Annotated in this window: 21 protein-coding genes; 14 read left to right on the forward strand and 7 right to left on the reverse strand. The window is 64.7% G+C overall.

Annotated elements, in window-relative coordinates:
• Positions 1-9 precede the first annotated feature (9 nt).
• Positions 10-531 carry a hypothetical protein gene (locus NO932_RS01845; RefSeq protein WP_309209324.1) on the reverse strand — a complete coding sequence of 174 codons (522 nt, stop codon included), beginning with the start codon at positions 529-531 and terminating at the stop codon, positions 10-12.
• A 105-nt stretch (positions 532-636) separates the two neighbouring features.
• On the opposite strand from NO932_RS01845, the gene NO932_RS01850 reads away from it, so the two are divergent.
• Positions 637-1,656, forward strand: coding sequence for a LacI family DNA-binding transcriptional regulator (locus tag NO932_RS01850; protein ID WP_309162931.1), 1,020 nt, complete (start codon positions 637-639; stop codon positions 1,654-1,656).
• Positions 1,657-1,739: 83 nt separating this feature from the next.
• Positions 1,740-2,732, forward strand: a complete 993-nt coding sequence (locus tag NO932_RS01855; RefSeq protein WP_309209325.1) for a cobalamin biosynthesis protein — start codon at positions 1,740-1,742, stop codon at positions 2,730-2,732.
• On the opposite strand, the gene NO932_RS01860 is transcribed toward NO932_RS01855, so the two are convergent.
• Complete coding sequence (locus NO932_RS01860) at positions 2,704-3,468, reverse strand: cobalt-precorrin-6A reductase (protein ID WP_309209326.1); 765 nt, start codon at positions 3,466-3,468, stop codon at positions 2,704-2,706. The genes NO932_RS01855 and NO932_RS01860 overlap by 29 nt on opposite strands.
• A 46-nt stretch (positions 3,469-3,514) precedes the next feature.
• Between NO932_RS01860 and cobA the strand changes: the two genes are divergently transcribed.
• From cobA to cbiB, 4 genes are read left to right on the forward strand one after another with little or no spacing between them, the layout of a single operon-like run.
• Entirely contained in the window at positions 3,515-4,363 is an 849-nt protein-coding gene (gene cobA, locus NO932_RS01865) for a uroporphyrinogen-III C-methyltransferase (RefSeq protein ID WP_309209327.1), read from the forward strand.
• Positions 4,335-5,654, forward strand: a complete 1,320-nt coding sequence (locus NO932_RS01870) for a cobyrinate a,c-diamide synthase (RefSeq protein WP_375142811.1) — start codon at positions 4,335-4,337, stop codon at positions 5,652-5,654. Before cobA ends, NO932_RS01870 begins: the two co-directional genes overlap by 29 nt.
• The gene (locus NO932_RS01875) at positions 5,651-7,120 is read left to right on the forward strand and encodes a cobyric acid synthase (RefSeq protein WP_309209329.1); all 1,470 of its coding nucleotides are present in this window, start codon (positions 5,651-5,653) and stop codon (positions 7,118-7,120) included. The genes NO932_RS01870 and NO932_RS01875 overlap by 4 nt, the downstream gene beginning before the upstream one ends.
• Entirely contained in the window at positions 7,117-8,073 is a 957-nt protein-coding gene (gene cbiB, locus NO932_RS01880; RefSeq protein WP_309209330.1) for an adenosylcobinamide-phosphate synthase CbiB, read from the forward strand. Before NO932_RS01875 ends, cbiB begins: the two co-directional genes overlap by 4 nt.
• Before the next feature lie 1,399 nt (positions 8,074-9,472).
• Here the strand turns inward: cbiB and cobU are convergent.
• Positions 9,473-10,003, reverse strand: coding sequence for a bifunctional adenosylcobinamide kinase/adenosylcobinamide-phosphate guanylyltransferase (cobU, locus tag NO932_RS01885; protein ID WP_309162924.1), 531 nt, complete (start codon positions 10,001-10,003; stop codon positions 9,473-9,475).
• A gap of 169 nt (positions 10,004-10,172) precedes the next feature.
• On the opposite strand from cobU, the gene NO932_RS01890 reads away from it, so the two are divergent.
• The 5 genes from NO932_RS01890 to NO932_RS01910 all read left to right on the forward strand — a co-directional run bounded on the left by NO932_RS01890 (position 10,173) and on the right by NO932_RS01910 (position 15,735).
• Positions 10,173-11,060: a BadF/BadG/BcrA/BcrD ATPase family protein gene (locus NO932_RS01890; protein ID WP_309209331.1), complete on the forward strand. Its 888-nt coding sequence runs from the start codon at positions 10,173-10,175 to the stop codon at positions 11,058-11,060.
• Between the two features lie 16 nt (positions 11,061-11,076).
• Positions 11,077-12,558, forward strand: coding sequence for a glucose-6-phosphate dehydrogenase (gene zwf, locus NO932_RS01895; RefSeq protein WP_309209332.1), 1,482 nt, complete (start codon positions 11,077-11,079; stop codon positions 12,556-12,558).
• A gap of 173 nt (positions 12,559-12,731) precedes the next feature.
• Positions 12,732-13,454: a 6-phosphogluconolactonase gene (gene pgl / locus NO932_RS01900; RefSeq protein ID WP_309209333.1), complete on the forward strand. Its 723-nt coding sequence runs from the start codon at positions 12,732-12,734 to the stop codon at positions 13,452-13,454.
• Positions 13,455-13,483: 29 nt separating this feature from the next.
• Positions 13,484-15,298 carry a phosphogluconate dehydratase gene (edd, locus tag NO932_RS01905; RefSeq protein ID WP_309209334.1) on the forward strand — a complete coding sequence of 605 codons (1,815 nt, stop codon included), beginning with the start codon at positions 13,484-13,486 and terminating at the stop codon, positions 15,296-15,298.
• On the forward strand, positions 15,298-15,735 hold the full coding sequence (locus NO932_RS01910) for a GNAT family N-acetyltransferase (protein ID WP_309209335.1): 438 nt from the start codon (positions 15,298-15,300) through the stop codon (positions 15,733-15,735). Before edd ends, NO932_RS01910 begins: the two co-directional genes overlap by 1 nt.
• Here the strand turns inward: NO932_RS01910 and NO932_RS01915 are convergent.
• From NO932_RS01915 to NO932_RS01925, 3 genes are all read right to left on the reverse strand, one after another.
• On the reverse strand, positions 15,716-17,725 hold the full coding sequence (locus NO932_RS01915; RefSeq protein WP_309209337.1) for a BCCT family transporter: 2,010 nt from the start codon (positions 17,723-17,725) through the stop codon (positions 15,716-15,718). The two genes, NO932_RS01910 and NO932_RS01915, sit on opposite strands and share 20 nt — an antisense overlap.
• A gap of 68 nt (positions 17,726-17,793) precedes the next feature.
• Positions 17,794-18,537 (reverse strand): DnaJ domain-containing protein, encoded by a 744-nt coding sequence (locus NO932_RS01920; RefSeq protein ID WP_309209338.1) that lies wholly within the window; start codon positions 18,535-18,537, stop codon positions 17,794-17,796.
• On the reverse strand, positions 18,534-19,262 hold the full coding sequence (locus tag NO932_RS01925) for a VWA domain-containing protein (RefSeq protein WP_309209339.1): 729 nt from the start codon (positions 19,260-19,262) through the stop codon (positions 18,534-18,536). Before NO932_RS01925 ends, NO932_RS01920 begins: the two co-directional genes overlap by 4 nt.
• A 132-nt stretch (positions 19,263-19,394) precedes the next feature.
• Here NO932_RS01925 and NO932_RS01930 point away from each other — a divergent pair, with 132 nt between their 5' ends.
• The 3 genes from NO932_RS01930 to NO932_RS01940 are packed head-to-tail and all read left to right on the forward strand — an operon-like array spanning position 19,395 to position 22,380.
• The gene (locus NO932_RS01930) at positions 19,395-20,894 is read left to right on the forward strand and encodes a CHASE3 domain-containing protein (protein WP_309209341.1); all 1,500 of its coding nucleotides are present in this window, start codon (positions 19,395-19,397) and stop codon (positions 20,892-20,894) included.
• Positions 20,891-21,337: a response regulator gene (locus NO932_RS01935; RefSeq protein WP_309162909.1), complete on the forward strand. Its 447-nt coding sequence runs from the start codon at positions 20,891-20,893 to the stop codon at positions 21,335-21,337. The genes NO932_RS01930 and NO932_RS01935 overlap by 4 nt, the downstream gene beginning before the upstream one ends.
• Before the next feature lie 5 nt (positions 21,338-21,342).
• Positions 21,343-22,380, forward strand: a complete 1,038-nt coding sequence (locus NO932_RS01940) for a histidine kinase dimerization/phosphoacceptor domain -containing protein (RefSeq protein WP_309209342.1) — start codon at positions 21,343-21,345, stop codon at positions 22,378-22,380.
• A gap of 108 nt (positions 22,381-22,488) precedes the next feature.
• On the opposite strand, the gene NO932_RS01945 is transcribed toward NO932_RS01940, so the two are convergent.
• On the reverse strand, positions 22,489-23,976 hold the full coding sequence (locus NO932_RS01945) for a DUF6600 domain-containing protein (RefSeq protein ID WP_309209343.1): 1,488 nt from the start codon (positions 23,974-23,976) through the stop codon (positions 22,489-22,491).
• Between the last annotated feature and the right edge of the window lie 159 nt (positions 23,977-24,135).

The raw sequence follows: 24,135 nt of genomic DNA on the forward strand, positions 1-24,135 counted from the left end.
CCTCAGCGATCAGAAGCACGCGCCATCTTGGCCAAGGCTCTGGCCTAAGCGGTTGACGATGGAATCAAAATTGGGAACGTCGATGGCCGGGTAGTCCAGGCGCACATTGGCGGTTTGGGTGCCGTCGCAGACCAGCAGAGCCTTGGCATAAAAGACGTGTCCGCCGCGGGTGCCGCCCCAGGCGGCCCAATCGGGGGTTTCCGAGCGGTAGGTGATGGCCCAGCCATCGTTCTCGTCAGCGCGGATGCGGGCGCTGGTTTCCGCCATGAAATCATTTCCCATGGCCGGGGCGCCCCAGGCGGTGATGGTGGCGCGGCCGTTTTCGGCGCGGAAGCGCTTGCCGTCGCCCTGGACCGGCGCGCTGCCCTCGGCATGAAAGCCCGCGGGAATATCCACCGCCATGCCGAATCGCGGATTGACGTAGCGCGACCATTCCGCAGCCAGCAAAGGCCCGGAAATACTGGCGAAAATGATCAATGCGGCAAGAAGACGGCTCGACATGGCGCGATGATTGCCCGGCGATTGTGGCATTCGCAAGCCTGGGAATTTTCAAGTGACGGCGCGCGGTTCCGCTTTGGCGGCAAGTGGCGTAAACAGGAGCGGTTGCAGGCAATCGCCTCGGGGTAGGGAGGGGACGTGAAAAGACCATCGATCGGGGACGTGGCGCGTCATGCCGGCGTTTCGACAGCGACCGTGTCGCGGGCCTTGAACGCGCCCGAGACGGTGACCGAAAAGACGCGCCGCAAGGTGACTGAAGCCGTCGAAGCGCTGCACTACGTGCAGTCCGAAACCGCCCGCAATTTCAAAAAGCAGCGCGCCAATGCGGTACTGGTCGTCGCCAACGATATCGGCAACATCTATTATTCGGAGATCTTCAGGGGCATTCAGCGCCGGGCCGAGGCGTCGAACTATTCGATCACCATCACCAACCCCAGCCCCGGCGGCACCCAGGAACTGATCCTTTCCAATCTGCGCACCGCCAAGGTGGACGGGGTGATCATCCTTTCCGGCCATGAAATCGCCGATCACGATCTTGCGCTGCTCAAGAAGCTCTATGCCGGAACGCCGCCGATCGTCGCCATGAGCGAGGAGCGCGGGCTTATGCGCGTGCCTCACATCCTGATCGACAACGAGCGGGCCGGCTATATCGCGGGCCGGCATCTGATCGAGATGGGGCATACAAGGATCGGGCACGCCTATGGTCCGCACCGGACGCCGGTGCGGCGGGCGCGCGCCAACGGGCTGCGCCGGGCTATGGGAGAAGCCGGAGTTGCGATCAACGACACATGGTTTTTCGAAGGGGGGTTCAATGCCATCGGCGGACGGGCCGCCGCGCAGAGCTTTCTTTCGCTCAAGGACAAGCCGACGGCGATTTTTGTCGCCAATGACGAGGCGGCCATGGGGTTCATTTCACAACTGCATCGCTATGGGGTCTCGGTGCCGGGCGATCTGTCGGTGATGGGGTTCGATGACATCGTTCTCGCCGACACCTATGTGCCGGGACTGACCACGGTGCACCAACCCAAGGAGGAGATGGGCCGCCACGCCATGACCCTGGTGCTCGACATCATCGAAGGACGGACGCGGGCCGACCTGCCGATCATCGAGCTGCCGGTGCATCTGGTGCCACGCGATTCAGTGGCGCGGATCGCGTAAGCATGCCCAATCCGCCGATTGGCGGGCTTGAGAAACTGTGCTAGGCGAAAACCGACTGCCTCACTCAAGTTAAGCCTCTGGCGTTGAAGACCCCGCTCGTATTTTCCATCTCCCCGCGCGGCGACGAGATTGCCCGGCATGTGGCGCAATTGCTGGGTGCGCCGGTGCATCTGTGCGGCGCGGGCCGTGAGGACGCCGCTCCCCTGGTGGTTGCCGCTTACGCGCAGGGCGCGCCGATCGTCGGGGTTTGCGCCGCTGGCGTACTGATCCGGTTGCTGGGGACGGATCTGGGCGACAAGGTATCCGAGCCGCCGGTGCTGGCGGTTTCCGCCGACGGCAAGGTGGCCGTCCCCCTTCTGGGCAGCCATCGCGGCGCCAATGCATTGGCCCGCTGGATCGCCGATGGGTTCCGCGGCTTTGCGGCGGTCACGTCCCTTTCCGATACGCTTTACGAATTTTCCCTCGACGACCCGCCGCCCGGCTATGTGGTGGCCGACCCCAAGGCGATGCGGCCGCTGATGGCGGCGCTGCTCAAGGGCGAAAAACTCCGGGTCGAAGGGCGCTCGGGGTGGCTGGAACTCGCCGGATATCCTGTTTCGGACGAAGGCAGCCAGCTCCTGCGGCTGAGCGAGAGCCCAAGGCAAGGACCGGGGCTGCTGGTGCATCCTCAAACCGTCGTGGTCGGCTTGGGGTGTACCAGCAAGGCTGTTGCCCCGGATGTGATCGGGCTGGTCGAAACGGTGCTCGCAGATGCCGACATCGCCCCCGGCGCGGTCGCGGCGCTGGCGACGATCGACAGCCATGTCAAGACGGGCGCACTGATTGAAGCAGCGGAGCATTTCGGCGTGCCGTTGCGTGTCTTCACGCGGCGCGAGATCGAAAGGGAGAGAAAGCGGCTCGAGACGCCATCGGCAGCCGTGGAAGCAGCGACGGGGCTGGCGGGCGTGTGCGAGGCAGTGGCTCTCAAGGCCGGAACGCTGATCGAGCCCAAGCGGATAGCCGGCAACGTCACCTGCGCCCTGGGCAAGGCCGATACCCCGATCGATATCAGCCGGTTCGGAAAAGCTGCCCGATAGCTTCGCGCGCCTGAGCCACGGTCTGAACGGTTTCGGCTTCGGGCAGCGCCGGGCGGGCGATCATGATCACCGGAACGTTGAGCTGGGCGGCGGCGGCGAGCTTGGCAGCCACCTGGAGACCGCCGGAATTCTTGCTCACCAGATGCGTGATGGCGTTGGCGGTCAGCACCGCCTTCTCCTGGGCGAGGGTGAACGGACCACGATGGGCGATGATCGTCCATTCGGGGGGAAGGTCGGCCGGAATTTCGATCATTCGGGCAAAAAACGTGCAGTCTGCGCGTTTGCGGAAGGGATCGAGATCCTGCCGGCCGACCGTCAGCAATACCCGGGAGTCCTCGGGCAGCACATCGGCGGCCGCCTCCATGTCGGGAACCTCCAACCAGATCGCGCCTTGGGGCCTGGACCATGCCGGCCGTTCGAGGCGGACCAACGGAACATTGGCGGACGACGCGGCGGTAGCGGCGTTTGCCGACATACTGGCGGCGAAGGGATGGGTGGCATCGACGAGAAGATCGATCGCCTGCTCATCGAGATAGGCGGCCAGGCCCTGCGGACCGCCGAACCCGCCGATGCGGATTTCGCCGGGCGGCAGGGTGGGGGCTTTGGTGCGTCCCGCCAGAGAACTGATGACGGCATGACCGTCCGCGATCAGCGCGGCGGCGAGTTCGCGCGCTTCCCCCGTGCCTCCGAGGATCAATATGCGGCGCTGGTCGGTGTTGTCGTTGCTCGTCGTCATATCCTGGCTCTATACACCAGTACGAACTGATGGCGGATGTGATTTGATGTTTGGATGGCTGCGGCGCAGGTTTTTGGGCCAAGGGCACTTCGCCCGGCTCGATGCCGCCCATTTTCCCGCTTTCGAGCCGGGCACGGTCTGGCTGGTGGGGGCAGGACCAGGTGCGCCGGGACTGATATCGCTGCTCGGCTATCACGCGCTGGGGCAGGCGGATGTGATCGTCTATGACGCGCTGGTCGGGGGCGGTTTGCTGGAAATGGCCAACCCTTCTGCCGAAAGGATCTATGCCGGCAAGCGTGGCGGCAAGCCCTCGCCCAAACAGGCCGACATCACCCTGAGGCTGGTCGAGCTGGCGCGGGGCGGCAAGAAAGTGCTGCGTTTGAAGGGCGGCGATCCGATGATGTTCGGACGCGGCGGAGAGGAAGCCGAGACACTGGCGCGCGAGGGAATCGCGTTCCGGATCGTTCCCGGTATCACCGCTGGCGTGGGTGGGCTGGCTTATGCCGGGATTCCCGTCACCCATCGCGACACCAATCAGGCCGTGATCTTTTTGACGGGGCACGACGAGAAGGGCGGTGTGCCCCAGGGCGTGGACTGGCAGGCGGTGGCGACGGCTGCCCCGGTGATCGTCATGTATATGGCGGTCAAGCATTTGGGCTCGATCGCCGAAAAGCTGATCGCGGCGGGACGTGATCCGGACGATAGGGTGGCGATCGTTTCCAATGCGGCTTCGCCCGACCAATCGGTGCTCGAGGCCACGCTGGCCCAAGCGGGGGCGCTGGGGGAACGGCAGGATATTCCCACGCCCGCCATCGTCGTACTCGGCCCGGTGTCGCGATACCGGGAGGCGTTCGACTGGTATCGTGATGAACTCAAGGAGAACACCCTTGGCTGAGCCGCGCGGGCTGATTATTGCCGCGCCGCGTTCGGGCTCGGGCAAGACGGCGATAACGCTGGGGCTGGCGCGCGCGCTGGCCAATTCCGGCTATCGCGTGGCGCCGGCCAAGACCGGGCCGGATTATATCGATCCGGCCTTTCTGGCCCTCGCGGCGGGGTCAGCGGCGATCAATCTCGACCCCTGGGCCATGGATGCGGCAACGCTGCGTGGCCGGGCCTGGGCGCACGCCGAGGGCTACGACACGCTGCTTGTCGAAGGGGTGATGGGGCTGTTCGACAGCGCCGTGGATGGCACGGGATCGACCGGAGATCTGGCGGCGACGCTGGGATTGCCGGTGGTTCTGGTGGTCGATTGCGACAAGCAGGCGCAGTCGGTGGCGGCGCTGGTTTCGGGCTTTGCCGGGTGGCGCGAGGACGTGCGGGTGGCCGGAGTGATCCTCAATAAAGTAGCCTCGGACCGGCATGAAACCATGTTGCGCGAGGCGCTGGCCAGGACCGGATTGCCATGCCTGGGAGCGATTCCGCGGCGGGCAGACCTTGTGCTGCCCGAGCGGCATCTGGGGCTGATTCTGCCCGGCGATGTTGATGGTATTGAAGGCTATGTCGAGCGCATGGCTGCGGTATTGAACACCCATGTTGATTTTCGCCTGCTCGGGGCCATCGCCGAGCCGGTTGTCGAGGCTCCAGCGGTGCCGAGTTTGCCCCCTTTGGGGCAGCGGATCGCCATCGCCCATGACGCCGCTTTCGCTTTCGTCTATCCGCATCTGCTCGGGCATTGGCACGAGGCTGGCGCCAGCCTTTCGTTCTTTTCGCCGCTGGCCGATGAGGCGCCGGAGGGCGATGCGGATGCGGTGTTCCTGCCGGGGGGGTATCCGGAGCTGCATGGGGGGACGCTGGGGGCGGCGGAGCGGTTCAAGGCGGGGCTGCGCGCGGCTGCCGGACGCGGGGCGCTCGTCTATGGCGAGTGCGGCGGGTTCATGGTGCTGGGCGAGACGCTGGTCGACCGCGAAGGGGTGAACCATGCCATGGCCGGACTGCTGCCGGTCGAAACGCGCATCGACAGGCCCCAGCGGGTGCTGGGGTATCGGCGGCTTAGCCATGCCTCTCCGCTGCCCTGGCCCGAAAAACTGCTGGGGCATGAGTTCCACTATTCCAGCCACGCGCCTTTCGACCTGCCGCCGCTGTTTGCGGCCACCGATGCGCTGGGCGAGCCGTTGGCGCCGATGGGCGCGCGGGTGGGAAATGTCATGGGATCGTATGCGCATGTGATCGAGGGGGCGCGGCCATGACCGCCCGGGCGCTGATGGTGATGGGAACGGGCTCGGACGTGGGCAAGTCGCTGATCGTGGCGGGGCTGTGCCGGGCGTTTGCCAATCGCGGATTGTCGGTGGCTCCGTTCAAGCCGCAGAACATGTCCAACAATGCCGCCGTTACCGAGGATGGCGGCGAGATCGGGCGGGCGCAGGCGCTCCAAGCACGGGCGGCGCGCAAAAGTCCGGTGACGGCGATGAACCCGGTGCTGCTCAAGCCCGAAAAGGAAACCGGATCGCAGGTGGTGGTACGCGGCCGGCGGGTGGCATCGATGAGCGCGCGGGAATATTTTGCGCGGCGCGGGGAATTGATGCCCCAGGTGCTCGAAGCCTTCGGGGAACTGGCGCGGACCAATGATCTGGTGATCGTCGAAGGCGCGGGGAGCGCTTCGGAGGTCAATCTGCGGGGTGGCGATCTCGCCAATTTCGGCTTTGCGCAAGCGGCGGGCGTGCCGGTGGTGCTGGTGGGCGATATCCATCGCGGCGGGGTGATCGCCTCGATCGTGGGAACGTTCGCGGTGATCGAGGCCGGGGATGCCGAACTGATCGCCGGGACGCTGATCAACAAATTCCACGGCGATCCGAGCCTTTTCGATGCGGGGCGCAAGATCATCGAGGAGCGGACCGGCAAACCGTGTCTCGGCGTGGTGCCCCATTTCGATGGGGCGCGGCACCTGCCCGCCGAGGACGTTCTGGCCCTCGAACATGCCGATGCGGGCGAGGGGGAAACGGTGATCGCCGTGCCGCGGCTGGCCCGGATCGCCAATTTCGACGATCTCGATCCGCTGCGCGCCGAGCCGGGCGTGAGGCTGGTGATCGTCCAGCCCGGCGAACCGCTGCCGCGCGAGGCCAAATTGGTGATTCTGCCGGGGTCGAAGGCGACGCGCGCCGATCTCGATTTTCTTCGGGCGCAAGGCTGGGACGTCGATCTCGCCGCCCATGTTCGCGCCGGTGGGCATGTGCTCGGGATTTGCGGTGGCTATCAGATGCTTGGCCACACGGTGGCCGATCCGGCGGGCATCGAAGGCTCGGCGGGGGAAACGGCGGGACTGGGATTTCTCGATGTTTCCACGCGGCTGGAGGGGCAAAAGCAATTGCGGCTCGAATCGGCGGAGGACGCGGCTTCGGGCCTGCCGCTCGCTGGCTACCACATGCATATGGGGGTAACCGAAGGCGACGACACCTTGCGGCCCTTTGCCTATGTGGATGGGGCGCCCGAGGGCGCGCGCTCGGGTGACGGGCGGGTGACGGGCACTTATCTGCACGGTCTGTTCGCTGCCGATCAATTCCGGCGCGATTTTCTCAAGCGTCTGGAGATCAAAACCGATCCGCTGCTTGATTTCGATGCCAGGACCGATGCGACGCTCGATGCGCTGGCTGCCCATCTCGAAGCGCATATCGATCTCGACGCGGTGCTGGCCTTGGCGCGGGAGCCGAAGCCGTGATCGCGCTGCTGGCGGCGGTGGTCGAGCGGCTGGTGGGCTATCCCCATTGGCTGGTCGACAGGATCGGCCATCCGGTCATCTGGATCGGCAGGCTGATCGAGGCCCAGGACAAGCGGCTCAACGATCCCGAGGCCTCCTTCGACGGCCGGAAGATGCGCGGCGTGGTGGCCATTGCCGTGGTGGTGCTGGCGGTGCTGATCGTTGCGCTGGGTATTCAATCCCTGCTGCGCTTTTTGCCGTTCGGCTGGGTTGTCGAAGTCCTGCTGGCGTCCTCGCTGATTGCCCAGAAGGGGCTGCGCGATGCGGTGAGCGATGTGGCGCGGGCGCTCGGCGAGGAGGGTATCGAGGGCGCGCGGCGGGCGGTGAGCCATATCGTGGGACGCGATACAAGCGAACTCGATGAGGCGGGCGTGTCGCGGGCGGCGATCGAGACGCTGGCGGAAAACACCTCGGACGGGGTGATCGCGCCGCTGTTCTACCTGGCGCTGTTCGGGCTGCCCGGGGCGGCGGTCTATAAGGCCATCAACACGGCGGATTCGATGATCGGGCACCGCAACGAGCGTTACGCGGCCTTCGGCTGGGGAGCGGCTAGGCTCGACGATCTGGTCAACTGGATCCCGGCGCGGCTGACGGCGGTACTGTTTGCGCTGGCGGCCCGGGGGATGCCGGGTGCCGATGGCGACGCGGCGTGGGCGGCGGTGCGGCGCGATGCCGCCAAGCACGCCTCGCCCAACGCCGGATGGCCGGAAGCGGCGATGGCCGGGGCTTTGGGGTTCGGGCTCGGTGGGCCCCGGTCTTATGCGGGGGAAACGCTCGATCTGCCGACGATGGGGGAGGGGCGGCGGGATCTCACGGCCGAGGACATCGCGACGGCGATCGGGCTTTTCGACCGGGCTATGCTGATCGCGCTGGGAGCGCTGGCGGTGTGGGCGCTGGCGGGTGTCGTATTGTGACCATCTGTCGGGGCTGGTGTGTGGCGCATAGGCTGCGCCCCCCTCATCCCCTGCCATTCGAGCGTAGCTCTCATGGCCTTCTCACCTCCAATCGTGCCACCGGCAAGATTGGCCAAAGGACGGTTCGAAGTCTCCCACCAGGGGAGAAGGGGGCTCTTGGGGAAGCGCTGCGGCTGGGGCTCAGGCGCTGAGTGTACTGGATCCCGGCTCAAGGCCGGGATGACGGTTGGGGGGTAGTGTGATGGTGGGGATAAGCAGTTGGGCTGCTGGAGACCTCGGCGGTGGAGCGTGGTGGGGGTTGGAGACGGGGCGGTGCCCGGCCTCACCACACCAACGTGTCACCCCGGGCTTGACCCGGGGCCAGGTATGCGCGCCGGTTCCGGCTCTTGCCATGACGCAAGCTCAGCGCGCCCCTCATCCCCTGCCATTCGAGCGTAGCTCTCATGGCCTTCTCACCTCCAATCGTGCCACCGGCACGATTGGCCAAAGGACGGTTCGAAGTCTCCCACCAGGGGAGAAGGGGGCTCTTGGGACATGTTCCTGAGAGAAGCCAGGAGCTCTGTGCTTGTGTTTACCCCCGTACCCTTCTCCCCTGGTGGGAGAAGGTGGCCGCGAAGCGGTCGGATGAGGGGGGCTCGGCATATCAACGGGCACCGGCGGTGATTGTTGATGCTCAGCGCACCCCTCATCCGTCTCGCCCTTTGGGGCCTGCCATTCGAGCCCCCGCCTTCGCGAGGGGCAGGCTCCGCCCTCATGGCCTTCTCACCTCCAATCGTGCCACCGGCACGATTGACCAAAGGACGGTTCGAAGTCTCCCTCAAGGGGAGAAGGGGCCCTTGGGGAAGCGTTGTACCAAGAGTCTCTTCGCTCGTGGACTCCAGCCTCCCGTCGTAAGGGCGACAAGGGGGATGCGGGAGAAAGAGCCGAGAACGGCGCGCATACCTTGCCCCGGGTCGAGCCCGGGGCGACAGAGGGTGGGGTGAAGGAGGACGGCACAAGCAGTTTGGTGGGACACTCACCTCTCGTCGTCATTGTCGGGCCTGACCCGACAATCCGCAACGCTGCTGGTGGTGCGGGAGAGGTTCGAGGACACACTCCTTCTGAGGGCGCCAAGGTCTTGCGGGTCTCCGGGTCGAGCCCGAAGATGACGAGGTTGGGAGGGTGGGGATAGGGTTCAGGCGGTTGTTGCCGGCTCAGGGTCCCTTTATTCCCGGCCCTTCTCCTAGAGGGGGGCTCTTGGGGAGCGTTGGAGCAAGAATCTCGTCGCTCGTGGTCTCCAGCCTCTCCTCTCGTCATTGTCGGGCTTGACCCGACAATCCGCAGCGCTGCCGGCGGTGCGGGAGGGCGCGTGTGGAGGGGCTGCTGAATTCCGGGGGGACGAGCCCCCGGATTGAGGGGGTCAAAGTTCGGGGGCTTCGCCCTTGACGACGAGGGGCAGGCCGGCGACGACGAAGTAGACGTTTTGGCAGATGCCGGCCAGTTCCTGATGGGCGGCGCCGGCCAGGTCGCGGAAGGTGCGGGCCAGGGCGTTGTCGGGGACGATGCCCAGGCCGACCTCGTTGGAAACGATGATGATCTGGGTGTTGGTTATGCCCTCGAGCACTTCGACGAGCGTATCGACTTCGTCGGCCACGTCGCGCTCCATGCTCAAGAGGTTGGTGATCCAGAGCGTGAGGCAATCGATGAGGATCACGTCATGGGCTTGGGCGGCGGCGAATATGGCTTGGGGGAGTTCGAGCGGTTCCTCGATGGTGGCGAAGCGCCCCTCCCGGCTCCTCTGGTGCGCGGAAACCCGCTCCATCATCTCGTCGTCGAGCGCTTCGGCGGTGGCGAGATAGGCCGGCGCGGTGCTGTTGCGGGTCGCGATGCGCTCGGCGAGCGCCGTCTTGCCCGACCGGGCGCCACCCAGAACCAGGATATGACCGTTCAATGTCTTTTGCCCTCCGCTGGCGGTAATGTATCAGAACGTCGTGCCTTGTGTTCCGTTTCGCAACGACCCTGCCATCCCCCTGAGACCGATTTACGATTTGACCTCATAATACTTTCGTCCTATGCGCAATCCCAGTATGGTCCGCCGGCAATCAGGAGCTTTTCCGATCGTGCCCAAATATTTTCTCGGCGTTGACGGCGGCGGCACCAATTGCCGTATCCGGCTCGCCGACGCCAATCTTTCGACCCTTGCCGAAGCCCGTGGCGGACGCTCCAATCTTCAGCTCGAAAACGGCGATCCGGCCTACGTCTCGATCCGGGAAGGCACGCGCCAGGTCTTTGCCATGGCCGGGGTCGATTTCGCCGAAACGGTCAATACTCATGCCTGCTTCGGCATGGCCGGGGCGCGCCTGCCCTCGGCGCGCGAGGCCTTTGCGGCGCGTGACTGGCCCTTCGCGAAAGTGACGGTCTATGACGACATCGACATCGCCCGCGCCGGCGCCCATGAAGGCGAGGACGGGGCGGTGATCATCGTGGGCACGGGCTCGGCCGGCATGGCGCTGGTTAAGGGCAAACGCTTCCAGGTCGGCGGCTGGGGCTTTTATATCGGCGACCAGATGTCGGGCGCGATCCTGGGGCGCGAGCTGGTGCGCCATGCGGTGGAAGCCACCGACAGGCTTGTCGAGGGTTCGCCGCTCACCGAAGCGGTGATCGAAAAGCTTGGCGGGAGCCTCGACGCGGTGATGGCCTGGAGCTTCGACAAGCGCCAGCCGGCCGATTACGGCGCGCTGATGCCCCTGTTCATCGAATATTTCGAAAAGGGTGATCCGGTGGCTGCCGAGCTCATGGAAATCGAGCTCGGCCATATCGATCGCTATGTGAATTATTTCAAAGCCCGGGGCGCCGAAAAGCTCGCAATCGTGGGCGGGTTCGGCCAGAGGCTGCTGCCGCTGCTCTCGATCCGCTATGGCGACTATGTCTGCCTGCCGCGCGCCGAACCTTTGCACGGCGCGGTGATCCTGGCCCGCCAGAACGCCGACGCCGAAAACGCTATTTAAGACGGAGGGACCGTCCTTGTCCGCACGCATCATTCCGGTTCAACCATTCGACTATGTCGTTTTCGGCGCCACGGGCGATCTGACCAAGCGCAAGCTTATCCCGGCGCTTTATCACCGCTTCGCCGACGGCCAGTTCGACGAGCGCTCGCGCATCATCGGGGTGTCGCGCTCCGAATTGAGCGATGCCGACTTCCAGAAGATCGCCCGCGAGGCGGTGACCGAATTCGTCGGCAAGGAGTATCGCGACGAAAAGACCCTCGCCCGGTTCGTCTCGTGCTTTTCCTATGTCGCCAACGATGTGACCGACCAGGCGGGCTGGGCCGATCTGGAAAAGACCCTGCGCACCGATCCCGAGATCGTGCGCGCCTTCTATCTGGCCGTCGCGCCCTCGCTGTTCGGGCCGATCTGCGACTATCTCGACAACAAGGGCTATTGGCGGCGCGATGCCCGCGTGGTGGTGGAAAAGCCCCTCGGGCACGATCTCGAATCCTCGATGGAGATCAACGACCAGATTTCCGAGGTTTTCGCCGAGGACCAGGTTTACCGTATCGACCATTATCTGGGTAAGGAAACGGTCCAGAACCTTCTGGCGCTGCGGTTCGGCAATATCCTGTTCGAGCCGATCTGGGACGCCGCCCATATCGACCATGTGCAGATCACCGTGGCCGAGGACGTGGGGGCGGGAACGCGCGGCTATTACGACGATTCCGGCGCGCTGCGGGACATGGTGCAGAACCATCTGATGCAGCTTTTGTGCCTGGTCGCCATGGAGCCGCCGGCGTCCGACGACGCCAACGCCCTGCGCGACGAAAAGCTCAAGGTGCTGCGCTCGTTAAAGCCCATCACGGGCGACAATGTCGCGCGCGCCACTGTACGCGGGCAGTATCGCGGCGGGGCGGTCAATGGCGGGTCGGTGGCCGGCTATCAGGACGAATTGCCGGCCGAAAAGCGCGGCTCGCGCACCGAAACCTTCGTGGCCATCAAGGCCGAGGTGGAAAACTGGCGTTGGTCGGGCGTGCCGTTCTATCTGCGGACCGGCAAGCGGCTGGCGAACCGGGTGTCGGAGATCGTCATCCAGTTCCGCGCCATTCCCCATTCGATCTTCGACCATGCCGAGGGCGCGCCAAAGGCCAACCGGCTGGTGATCCGGCTGCAGCCCGATGAAGGGGTCAAGCTCTTCCTGATGATCAAGGATCCCGGCCCCGGCGGCATGCGGCTGCGCGAAGTGCCGCTGAACCTCTCGTTCGCCGAAACGTTCCACGAGCGCACGCCCGAGGCCTATGAGCGGCTGCTGCTCGATGTGATCCGCGGCAACCAGACCCTGTTCATGCGCCGCGACGAGCTCGAAGCGGCCTGGCGCTGGATCGATCCGATACGCCAGGCCTGGGACAATGCGTCAGATGCCCCTCAGACCTATACTGCGGGAACATGGGGGCCGACCGGGTCGGTGGCGCTGATCGAACGCGACGGGCGCACCTGGCACGAAGGGGATTATTAACGACGCCTTCGGCGTCGCCCCCCTCATTCGCCCCTTCGGGGCACCTTCTCCCACCAGGGGAGAAGGGGTAGCTCGGGCTCCTCGGCTCTGAGCCCTCCTTCTCCCCTGGTGGGAGAGGGGATGGGGGTGAGCAGGGGCGCAGCCGTTCGGCACGTACAGGAGTAAGAGAGAGCATGACCATCGAGCGCAATGTATTTTCGACCAAGGACAAGCTCGCCCAGGCCCTGGCCGATGCGGTGGCCGAGAATTTGAACGCCGGGCTCGATGAGCGGGGCGAAGCTTCGCTCGCCGTTTCGGGGGGCTCGACGCCGAAGCGGTTCTTCGAGGTGCTTGGCGCGCGCGACGATATCGACTGGGAGAACGTTACAGTGACCCTGGTCGACGAGCGCTGGGTGGATGAGAGCTCGGACCGCTCCAACGCGCGGCTGGTCAAGGAGAACCTTCTGACCGGTGCGGCGGCGGCGGCCAGATTCGTGCCGCTTTATGCCGGAACGGACGAACCCGATGCGGCCGGCATTGCCCAAGCCAATAGCGCCGTGGCGCAGGTGCCGGTTCCGTTCGATGCCGTCATCCTGGGGATGGGCAATGACGGGCATACAGCCTCGTTCTTTCCCGGTGGCGATGCGCTCGAAGAGGCGCTCAATGCCGAGGGGCCGGTCGTTGCCATCCGCGCGCCCGGCGCGGGCGAACCGCGCGTGACCTTTACGCTTGCGCGCCTTTTGCAGACCCGCGCCCTCTATCTTCACATCGAGGGAGAGGAAAAGGCGCAGGTGCTCGACAAGGCGCTCGAGACCGGGCCGGTGGAGACCATGCCGGTGCGCGCCGTGCTCTCCCAGAGTCATATTCCCGTTTCCCTCTACTGGTGTCCTGAACGCCAGAACGCTTTTCGTTTCTGACCTCCAACACCCTCGCTAAGGAGGCGACCATGACCGTCAAGACAGTGATTCAGGACGTGACCGATGCGATCGCGGCGCGTTCGGAAGCTTCGCGCCGCGATTACCTCGATAGACTCGACCGTGCCCGTGCCCAGGGCGTGCATCGCACAGCGCTTTCCTGCGGCAACCTCGCGCACGGCTTTGCCGCCTGCGGGCCGGGCGACAAGAGCCAGCTCGCCGGCGATACGGCGCTCAATCTGGGGATCATCACCGCCTATAACGACATGCTCTCGGCGCATCAGCCCTATGAGACCTATCCCGCGATCATCCGCGAGGCGGCGCGCGATGCAGGCGGGGTGGCGCAGGTGGCGGGCGGGGTGCCGGCCATGTGCGACGGGGTGACCCAGGGCCAGACCGGCATGGATCTCTCGCTGTTTTCCCGCGATGTGATCGCCATGGCCGCCGCGGTGGGCTTGAGCCACAACATGTTCGACGCGGCGGTGTTTCTGGGGATCTGCGACAAGATCGTTCCGGGGCTGGTGATTGCCGCCCTGACCTTCGGGCACCTGCCGGCGGTGTTCATCCCCGCCGGGCCGATGACCACGGGGCTGCCCAATGACGAAAAGGCGCGCATCCGCCAGCTCTTTGCCGAGGGCAAGGTGGGGCGGGCCGAGCTGCTCGAAGCGGAAAGCAAATCCTATCACGGGCCGGGGACGTGCACCTTCTATGGCACGGCGAACTCCAACCAGATGCTTATGGAGATCATGGGCCTGCACCTGCCCGGCGCGAGCTTTGTCAATCCGGGCACGCCGCTGCGCGATGCGCTGACCCGGGCGGCGACCAAACGGGCGCTGGCGATCACCGCGCAGGGCAATGAATATACCCCGGCCGGGCATGTGATCGACGAGAAGTCGATCGTCAACGGGCTGGTGGGGCTGCTGGCGACGGGCGGATCGACCAATCACACCATGCACCTTGTGGCCATGGCCAATGCGGCGGGCTTGAAGATCACCTGGGACGACATGTCCAGGCTTTCCGACGTCGTGCCGCTTCTGGCGCGCGTCTATCCCAACGGGCTGGCCGATGTGAACCATTTCCATGCCGCCGGCGGGATGGGGTTCCTCATCCGCGAACTGCTCGATGCGGGGTATCTGCACGAGGACGTGACGACCGTCTGGGGCAAGGGGCTCGAGGCCTATACCAAAGAGCCGCGCTATATCGATGACGAGCTGAGCTTCGAGCCGGTTCCGGCGGAAAGCGGCAATCCCAAGGTTCTGGCCAAGGCCGGCGAGCCCTTCGCAAAGACGGGCGGGCTCAAGCTGCTTTCGGGCACTCTGGGCAAGTCGGTGATCAAGATCTCGGCGGTCAAGCCCGAGAACCGGCTGATCGAAGCGCCGGCCAAGGTGTTCCACTCACAAAAGGGCCTGCAGGACGCCTTCAAGGCGGGGGAACTCACTTCCGATTTCATCGCCGTGATCCGTTTCCAGGGCCCCAAGGCGATCGGCATGCCCGAGCTCCATAAGCTCACCCCGACCCTGGGCATTCTGCAGGACCGGGGGATCAAGGTGGCGTTGGTCACCGATGGGCGCATGTCGGGGGCTTCGGGCAAAGTGCCCGCCGCCATCCACATGACCCCCGAAGCCGCCGATGGCGGGCCAATCGCCAAGCTGCGCGACGGGGATATGCTGCGGCTCGATTCCGAGGCGGGGACGCTGGAGTATCTTGGCGATATCGAAGAGTTCCTGGCCCGCCCGGCGGCGACGGAAGACCTTGCCGACCAGCATTTCGGCATGGGGCGCGAATTGTTTGCCGGTTTCCGGCAACTGGTCGGCGCCGCCGACCGTGGCGCGAGCGTTTTTGCCTGATGGCGGGGTCCGGTTTCACATTGCTGGCGGTTCCGGTGTTTTCGCCGCTCTGCAATCTGGGCTTTGCGCTCAGGCGCGAAGTGTTCGTGATCGAACAGCAGGTGCCGCCCGAACTCGAACACGATGCCGACGACATGACGGCGACCCATCTGGTGGGCGTCATGGACGGATCGGTGGTGGCGGTCGCGCGGATACTGTTCAAGCCCGAACACGCCAAGATCGGCCGGGTGGCGATCGCCAGATCCCATCGCGGGCTGAAGCTTGGCGCGCGGCTCATCGAATTCGCGGTCGAGGTGGCCAGGGAAAAGGGCCAGACACGCTGCTATCTCGAATCCCAGGCGGACAAGGTGGGATTTTATGCCCGCCTGGGGTTCGCAGCCTACGGTGACGAGTTCATGGACGCGGGTATCCCGCACCTCAGGATGAAGAACTATTGACCTCGACCACCTCGGGCTCGTGCTCGGGAGCACCCGAGAGGAGCTGGGATTGCGGCGAGGCCACGAGCGTCAGATAGCGCTCGAACTGGGCCAGAACGTCGGCGATGATCTGGTCTCGGCTCAGCCCCATGATGTCGTAGCCCATCGACCCGTCGGAGAAATAGGTCCGCGCCTCATAGCGGTAATCGGGGAGCGTCGCGTCATGGGCCGAAAAGGCCGGCAGCTTGTGCTCGGCACGGTGAACGCCATAGACGAAATCGCGATAGCCCTCGGCCGGTAGGGTGAGGGCAGCCGATCCGGTCTCCTCGTTTCGAGTGACCTCGGCCTGCTGGCCCCGCTTTTCCAACTCGGCCCGGACGGCTTCCAGCGCCGGGGGCACTTCCTGGTCGATAAAGGCATCCACCTCCCTGGCGGTAGGCGCGCGCAGCATCATGGCCAGACGGCGCTGCCAGGTGGCGCTGGTCACAGGGTGAGGAGCGAAGGTCCCAACAGGCGCTTGCTGGGCATGAAGGTCGGCCCGCATGCCGGTGAACATCGACCAGACAAGGACCAGCATCACCACGGTAAACGGCAGGGCGCTGGCGATGGTGGCCGATTGCAGCGCCTCAAGACCGCCCGCGAGCATCAACAGCGCGGCGGTCGCGCCGCAGACCACGCACCAGAACAGGCGTTGGACGGCCTTGGTATCGGTGCGCCCGCCCGCTGCTATCGTATCGACGACCAGTGAACCGGAATCGGCCGAGGTGATGAAGAACACCGACACCAGGATGATCGCCAGCGTGGAGGTGATCCCGCTCAGGGGCAGATATTCGAAGAACTGGAACAGGCCCACCGATATGTCGTCGGTGATGGCGGTGCTGAGCGCGCCGGCCGCCATGTTCATGTCCACGAAGATGCCGGTGTTGCCGAAAATGGTCATCCAGATGAAGGTGAACCCGGCCGGGATGAACAGCACGGAGACGAGGAATTCGCGCACCGTGCGGCCACGGGAAATACGGGCGATGAACATGCCCACGAACGGCGACCAGGAAATCCACCACGCCCAGTAGAACAGCGTCCAATCCTCGATCCACTGGCGCGGATCATAGGCGTAGATGTTGAACGTCATCAGCACGAAGCGGTCGAGATAGAGACCGATATTGGTGACGAGGTCGCGCAGCAATTGCCCGGTGGGACCGACCAGCAGCACGAAGATCATCAAAAGAACTGCGACGCTGAGATTGATCTCGGAAAGGATGCGCACGCCCTTGTCCACACCCGTCACCACCGACAACCCGGCGATGGCGATGATGCCGGCGACCAAGGCAACCTGGAATTCGATCGAATTGGGAAAGCCCACCAGATAATGAAGCCCGGTGCTGATCTGATCCACGCCGAAGCCCAGCGAGGTGGCAAGGCCGAAGACGGTGCCCACAATGGCGAAGACATCGACCACATGGCCGATGGGGCCGTGGATCTTTTCCTTGAGCAGCGGGTAAAGGCCCGACCGGATGGTCAGCGGCAGGTTGTAGCGATAGCCGAAATAGGCCAGCGCCAGCCCGACAACCGCATAGACAGCCCACGCATGAATGCCCCAGTGGAAGAAGGTGGAGCTGAGGGCCTCGCGCACAGCCTGAATGGTGAAGGGTTCGGCCTCGGGGGGACTAGCGTAATGGCTGACCGGTTCGCCGACGCCGTAATACATGAGCCCGATGCCCATGCCGGCGGCAAAGAGCATGGCGATCCAGGAATGGTAGGCAAAATCGGGCGTTGCATCGTCGGGCCCGAGCTTGAGATCGCCAAAGCGGGAAAAGGCGAACAACAGAACGGCGATCAGCATGATGCCGACCGCGAGAAGATACAGCCAACCGAACTGATCGAGGATCGTTGACTGAAGCTGGTCGAAAAAGACGCTCGCCTGGCTCGGCGCCAAAAGCCCCACGCCCAGAAACAGCGCGATGATTATAAGCGAACCGAAAAAGACCGGCGGATTGATAACGAAACCAAACATGTTTCCCCCATAGCTAACTCACAGCAACGTGACTGCTCCTGCTGTGGTTCCCTATAGAGCACGATCGGTTAGGATTTTCGTGTCGCCGTCGCTTGCTTGAGCAGCAAATCCTTGGCCTGGTTGATGCGGGCGGCCAGAAAGGCCGAGCCGCCGGCGTCGGGGTGGACCGATTTCATCAGCTTGCGATGCGCGGCCTTGATCGCTTCGGCGCTCGCGCCCGGCTCCAGCCCCAGGATCTGATAGGCTTCCTCGGTGCCGCTGATCTCGGTTGCCGGGCCGCTTCCGGGCGCTGCTTCCTCTTCGCCGGGGTCCATGCCGAACTCGGTGGCGAAATAATCGCGCCATCCGGCGCGGTTGGCATTGAGCCAGCTTTCATAGAGCGCGAGCGAATCCGGGTCGTCGCTCACCTCGTCATAGAGAGCCCAGCATTCGGCGGCCGAAAGCTGGGCAAGCGGACGGCCGGCGAAGTGGCCGGCGCGCACGGTGCCCGAAACCTCGCCGGTTTCATGGTCGAGCCGCATGTCGAAATGGTGCGAGGATACCGCAGAGGCGTTGTTGGGGCTCGACAGCCCCGACCCGAAATCGATGGGGCCGAGCCGTCCGCGCAGCAAAAGCCCGATGCCGCCCGCCGCCAGAAAGCTCGCGATCAGCATCTGGCCGCGTGCGCCCAAAAGGCCGGCGCCGCCCAGCAGCGCGCCACCCACCACCCAGCGCAGGGTGCGCACCAGGCGCCGGATTTCGCCCCGGGCGAAAAGCGTGGCGAGATAAAGGACGATAACGGCGAGGGCGCCGCCGAGGACGAGCCAGGTCATGAGAGCTGTTCGAGCAGCAATCGCGCCGTCCCGCTCCCTTGCAGCTTGAGCGCGGCCCGCCCGCCGCTGGCATAAGCGGCGACGGCGCGCAAAAGCGCCGCCAGTTCGGCCGCTGCGCCGGCATCAAAGCGCGCATAAGCGCCCTTGGAGAGCCGGGCGAATTCCTTGAAGGCGGTTTGCGTCGCCCCGTCATGGCCTTCCTGGAACAGGAAGATCGGGCATCCGAGCAGGCCCAGCTCGCCCGCCTTCTGGGCGAGCTTGTCCACGTCCTCTTCCATGGCGTCGCCCACATAGACGACGGCATTGATCCTGGTTTTGTTGTGTTCGGCGCGGGCGTGGGAGAAGACCTTGGAGATCTGGGTATGCCCGCCCCGGCAATCGATGCCCGTCATCAGTTGCGCCAGGGCGCGGGCGTCCGAAACCCAGCGCGAGGCGCGGCACTCGCCGAAGCCGCGGAAATAGATGAGCTGGACGTCGAGCCCGCCGGTGCGGGCCACTGTTTCGAACATTTCCGCCTGCAATTGGCAGGCGAGATCCCAGGTGGGCTGGCGGCTCATCGTGGCGTCGAGGGCGAACAACAACCGTCCGCGTTCTCCCGATGCGCCGGCCTTGCGGGTTGCGGCCATGGCGCCGACCTTGGCGACGAAATCGGCGATCTCGGCGCTCCGCGTGTTTTCGGATGCCGGCGTCGTGTCGGATTTGCGGGTCGGGGTCTTGTCGGCCACGGCCTTTCCTTTCCTTATGAAGAAAATATGGGACGCCGCGCCGGACGCCGCAAGCCTATCGCCTGCTTGTGTTCGGCCCCGATATGTTTCAAAAGGGTGTAACGCGTTGATTACCGGGCCAAACCACCGCATATGCCGATTTCGTCGAAGGGCTTCGCCCGGGTCAGCCTTGCCCTTATTATTGTCGGCGTCCTCGCGCTGATCGGCATCGTGGGGACGACGATATGGCTCGTCGAGCGTACCCAGGTCTATTTCGAAGAGGTCGTGCAGGCCCGCGAGGCGCGCGGGGCGGCCGTCGAATTGCGCAACCTGCTCCAGGACGCGCAATCGGGACAGCGCGGCTATCTGCTGACACTCGATCCGTCCTATCTGGAGCCTTACGAGGCCGCCGTGGGCGCCATCGAGGGCGCCTATAACCGGCTGGTCGCCTCGCTCGCGGCGTTCCCGCAGACCGAGGAGCCGCTCCAGGCCCTGAGCAGCGATATCGATACCAAGCGGACCGAACTGGCAAGGACAATCGAATTGGCCGGCGCGGGAGAGCTCGGGCAAGCCATCGCCATCGTGCGGACGGATGCGGGCGAAGCGATCATGAGCCGCATCCGGCAGGTGCTCGATTCGGTGATCGAAACATCCGATATGCGCATCTTCAACGGCGTCATCGAGCAGCGCGGGGCGGCCAACGCCCTGCGCATCATCGCCCTGATCGGTGCGCTGGTGATCGTGGGCGTGGTGGGCGGTGCGGCCTGGGTGGTGCTGCGCTATACCCGCGAACTGGACACGGCCCGCGACGAAGTGGAAATGCTCAACCGAGACCTCGAGAAAAGGGTCGCCGAGCGGACGGTCGACCTGCGCCGGGCCAATGAAGAGGTGCAGCGCTTCGCCTATATCGTCACCCACGACCTGCGTGCGCCGCTCGTCAACATCATGGGCTTTACCTCCGAGCTCGAAGCTGCCCTCGGGCCGATCAACGCGCTGGTGGAAAGCCATGGGGAAAACCCCGACGATCCCGTGCTCGCCGAGGCGCGCCAGACCGCGCAAGAGGATCTGCCCGAAGCGATCGGGTTCATCCGCTCCTCGACGCGCAAGATGGACGGGCTCATCAATGCGATCTTAAAGATTTCGCGCGAGGGACGACGCGAACTCAAATCGGAACGACTCGATCTTGCCGAACTGGTGGAAGGCGCGGTGGCCGCGGTCAGGCACCAGATCGACGAGACGGGCGGGGAGGTCACCATCGACGTCTCCACGCCACCGGTATTTTCCGATCGGCTGGCATTGGAGCAGATTTTGGGCAACCTTCTCGATAATGCCATAAAGTACAGGCATCCGGACCGTCCGATAGACATTGCCGTAAAGGGACGGCAGGAACGCGACGGCCGCATTGTCATCGATGTGCGGGACAATGGCCGTGGCATTGCGCCCGAAGATCACGAACGCGTGTTCGAGCTGTTTCGCCGCTCGGGCAATCAAACCGTTCCGGGCGAAGGCATCGGGCTGGCGCATGTGCGCATCATGGCCCGCAATCTCGGCGGCGATATCGAATTACAATCCAATCGCGATCACGGAACCACGTTCACGGTGATCATCGCGCCCGACCTGCGCGTTATTGCTAGGAGCAAGGCTTTATCATGAGTGTCGATGCAAAACCCGTCACCATCCTGATGATCGAAGACGATGAGGGCCATGCGCGGCTCATCGAAAAGAACATCCGGCGCGCCGGTGTCAACAACGAGATCATCCCCTTCGTCAACGGCACCGATGCGCTCGAATATCTGTTCGGGCCGGACGGATCGGGAGAAGTGAGCACCCATCGGCACCTGCTCATCCTGCTCGACCTCAACCTGCCCGACACCACGGGCGTGGCGATCCTGGAAAAGGTCAAGGCCAACATCCACACCAAGCGCACCCCCGTGGTGGTCCTGACCACCACCGACGACGAGCGCGAAATCCAGCGCTGTTACGATCTGGGCGCCAATGTCTATATCACCAAGCCTGTCGACTATGACGGCTTTGCCAACGCCATCCGCCAACTGGGATTGTTCTTCTCGGTGATGCAGGTTCCGGAGACCGCATAGGGCAAATGCCGAACACCCCCGCCAAGATTCTTTATATCGATGACGATCCCGCGCTCGGGCGCCTTGTGCAGAAGGTGCTGGGCCGGCAGGGGCGCGACATCATCCACGTGACCGGCGCCGATGACGGGCTGGAGCGATTGAAGGACGGCGACATCGACGTTCTGGTGCTCGACCATTATCTGGCCGATCGCACCGGGCTCGCCATGCTCGAAGAGGTCGCGGCGCGCGAGAATTCGCCGCCCGTCGTCTATGTCACGGGATCGACCGAAGCGGCGATCGCGGTGGCCGCGCTCAAGTCGGGGGCGGCGGATTATGTGCTCAAGACGGTGGGCGAGGATTTTCTCGAGCTTTTGAGCAACGCCATCGAGCAGGCGATCGAGACCTCGCGGCTGCGCAAGGCGCGCGAGCGGGCCGAACGCGAAATGCGCGAGGCCCGGGAGCGGGCCGAACTGGCACTGGCCGAGGTCAATCACCGCGTCGCCAACTCCCTGGCGCTGGTGGCGGCGCTGGTGCGCCTGCAGATGTCGGCGGTGACCGACCCGGCGGCCAAGGAAGCGCTTGCCGAGACCCAGGGGCGGATCTCGGCGATCGCGGGAATCCACAAACGGCTCTATACCACCGACGATGTCCGGTTCGTCGAGATCGATGCCTATCTGGGCAACCTTGCCAGTGACATCCAGGCGACCATGAGCCTCGACGGTTCGGCGGCCGATATCCGGCTTTTGGCCGAACCGTTGCGCTTGCCCACCGACAAGGCGGTCTCGGTTGGGGTGATCGTCAACGAATTGGTGACCAACGCGGCCAAATACGCCTATCGCGATCGCGAGGCGGGAGAAATCCGGGTGAAGGCGAGCCAGATCGAGCCGGGCAAGATCGAGATCGTCGTCGAGGACGACGGCATCGGCTGGATGGGTGAGGGCAAGATCCACGGCACCGGTGTCGGCTCCCGCGTCATCGCCGCGACGGCCAGCGGCCTCGGTGCGACGCTGGCCTACGAGAATGTGGCACGCGGCACGCGGGCACGGCTGCAGATCGAAATCTAAGCTTTTGAATTGCCGGGCAGGGCAAACCAATAGCCGGGCGGTGCCCGGACGGTCCAGTTCGGCCAGGGAGAACATCTCTCCGGCCGAACTGGCTGCGCGAGGTGGCGATTATTGCGCCGGTGCTTCCGCTGGGGCTTCGCCCATCATGCACTGACCATCGACCACGAATTCCGGCGGACAACCGGGGAGAGCTTCCTCGGGAGCCGGTTGCTCTTCCGGGGCCGCCTGCTCGGGAGCAGCGGGTTCTTCCGCCGGGGCTGGCTCTGGAGCCGGGGCCGGCTCCTGTGCGGGCGCGGGTTCAGGCGCCGGAGCGGGTTCCTCTGCAGGCATTGCCGGCTCTTCTGCCGGAGCGGTCTCCTCTACCGGCGCGGGCTCTTCAGCGGGAGCGGGTTCCTCGACGGGCGCCGGCTCTTCGACAGGGGCTGCCGGTTCTTCGGCAGGTGCTGCCGCGTCGGCCGGAGCGGGCTGCTCTGCTTCACCGCCCTCGGTGGTTTCGGGCGGGCAGACGCCGTCGACCATCGCTTCGGTCGGACAGAGCGGTTCTTCGCCAGCAGCCGGTTCCTCGGTCACGACGTCCGCTTCAGCACCAGCCTCCGCCTCGGCTTCTGCCTCCACATCGGCGGGCTGCTCGGCTTCGGCAGGCTGTTCGCCTTCAGCCGGTGCGGCGGGTTCTTCACCCTGGGCAGGTTCTTCGCCCTCTGCCGGCTGTTCACCTTCGGGAGGTTCTTCGCCTTCGACCGTCGCGCCGGCCCCCGCTTCGATTTCGGCTGCCGCTTCTTCGGGCTCTACCGCTTCGGCCGGGGCGGCCTCTTCGGTTGGCTCTTCGATCTGGGGCGCGAAAATCTGCACGGTGTTGGCTTGGGTATCAACGGTCGCCGCCGTGGGTTCTTCGAGTTCGGCGGTTTCGTAGACGATGATCTCCTGGTTGATCTGCTGTTCGATGTAGTTGACCTCGATGACGTTGTTCACGACCACGTTGTTCTGAACGACGACAGGGCCCACGAACTCGGTCCGTTCGAAAAATTCCGGCTCGTCTTCGCCGAAAACGATCTCGACGCGCAGATCGGGCTCGATGAAGGACCTGACGGGAACGAAGAACCAATCATCCTCGGGCACTTCGCCGGAACTGATCTCCACGCTGACCTCGAAGCCTTCGCGTTCGGGGCGCAAGGGAGCCCAGCCGATCACATCGTCGCCGCGGCGCCAGGAAACCCAGGCCGGAGCCCATGTGGTGCCGGGCACCCAACACCAGCCGAGCCGGTCATCGTCATACCAGCGGCCATAGTGATAGACTGCCCAGGCATAGGGCTCGTCCGAGGCGAAATACCAGCCATAATCGGCCAGGTACAACCACCGGCCGACCGTATAGGGCGCCCAGCCGGCATCGACCCCGCTGGGGCACCACACATAGCGATATTGCGGGTGTCTGACCCAGATACCGTGTGGCTCAAGTTCATTGAAGAACAGGTTGAAATCGACGCTTACCCCCTGGGCCTGGGCAGCGGTTACGCCCAGCATGGGGGCAGGCGAAAGCCCGGTGGCAAGCGCAAGAGAGGCAGCCGCTATGCCGCTCAACAGTTTTGACTTGATCGTCATGAGAGTCATCTCCTCTGACTCCCCCGCAGCAGCAGAACGGGCAGTGCCAAAGACGGTTCCCCGGCCAATCCGCGTTAGTGCCCGGCAGGCACGCGATGCATGAAAGAAAGGGACAAGAGGCGGCTCGCCCCGGGGAGGACAGCGGCGGCCGTCTCTTGT

Origin of the sequence: Pelagibacterium sp. 26DY04, assembly GCF_031202305.1 — a bacterium.
GTDB lineage: Bacteria > Pseudomonadota > Alphaproteobacteria > Rhizobiales > Devosiaceae > Pelagibacterium.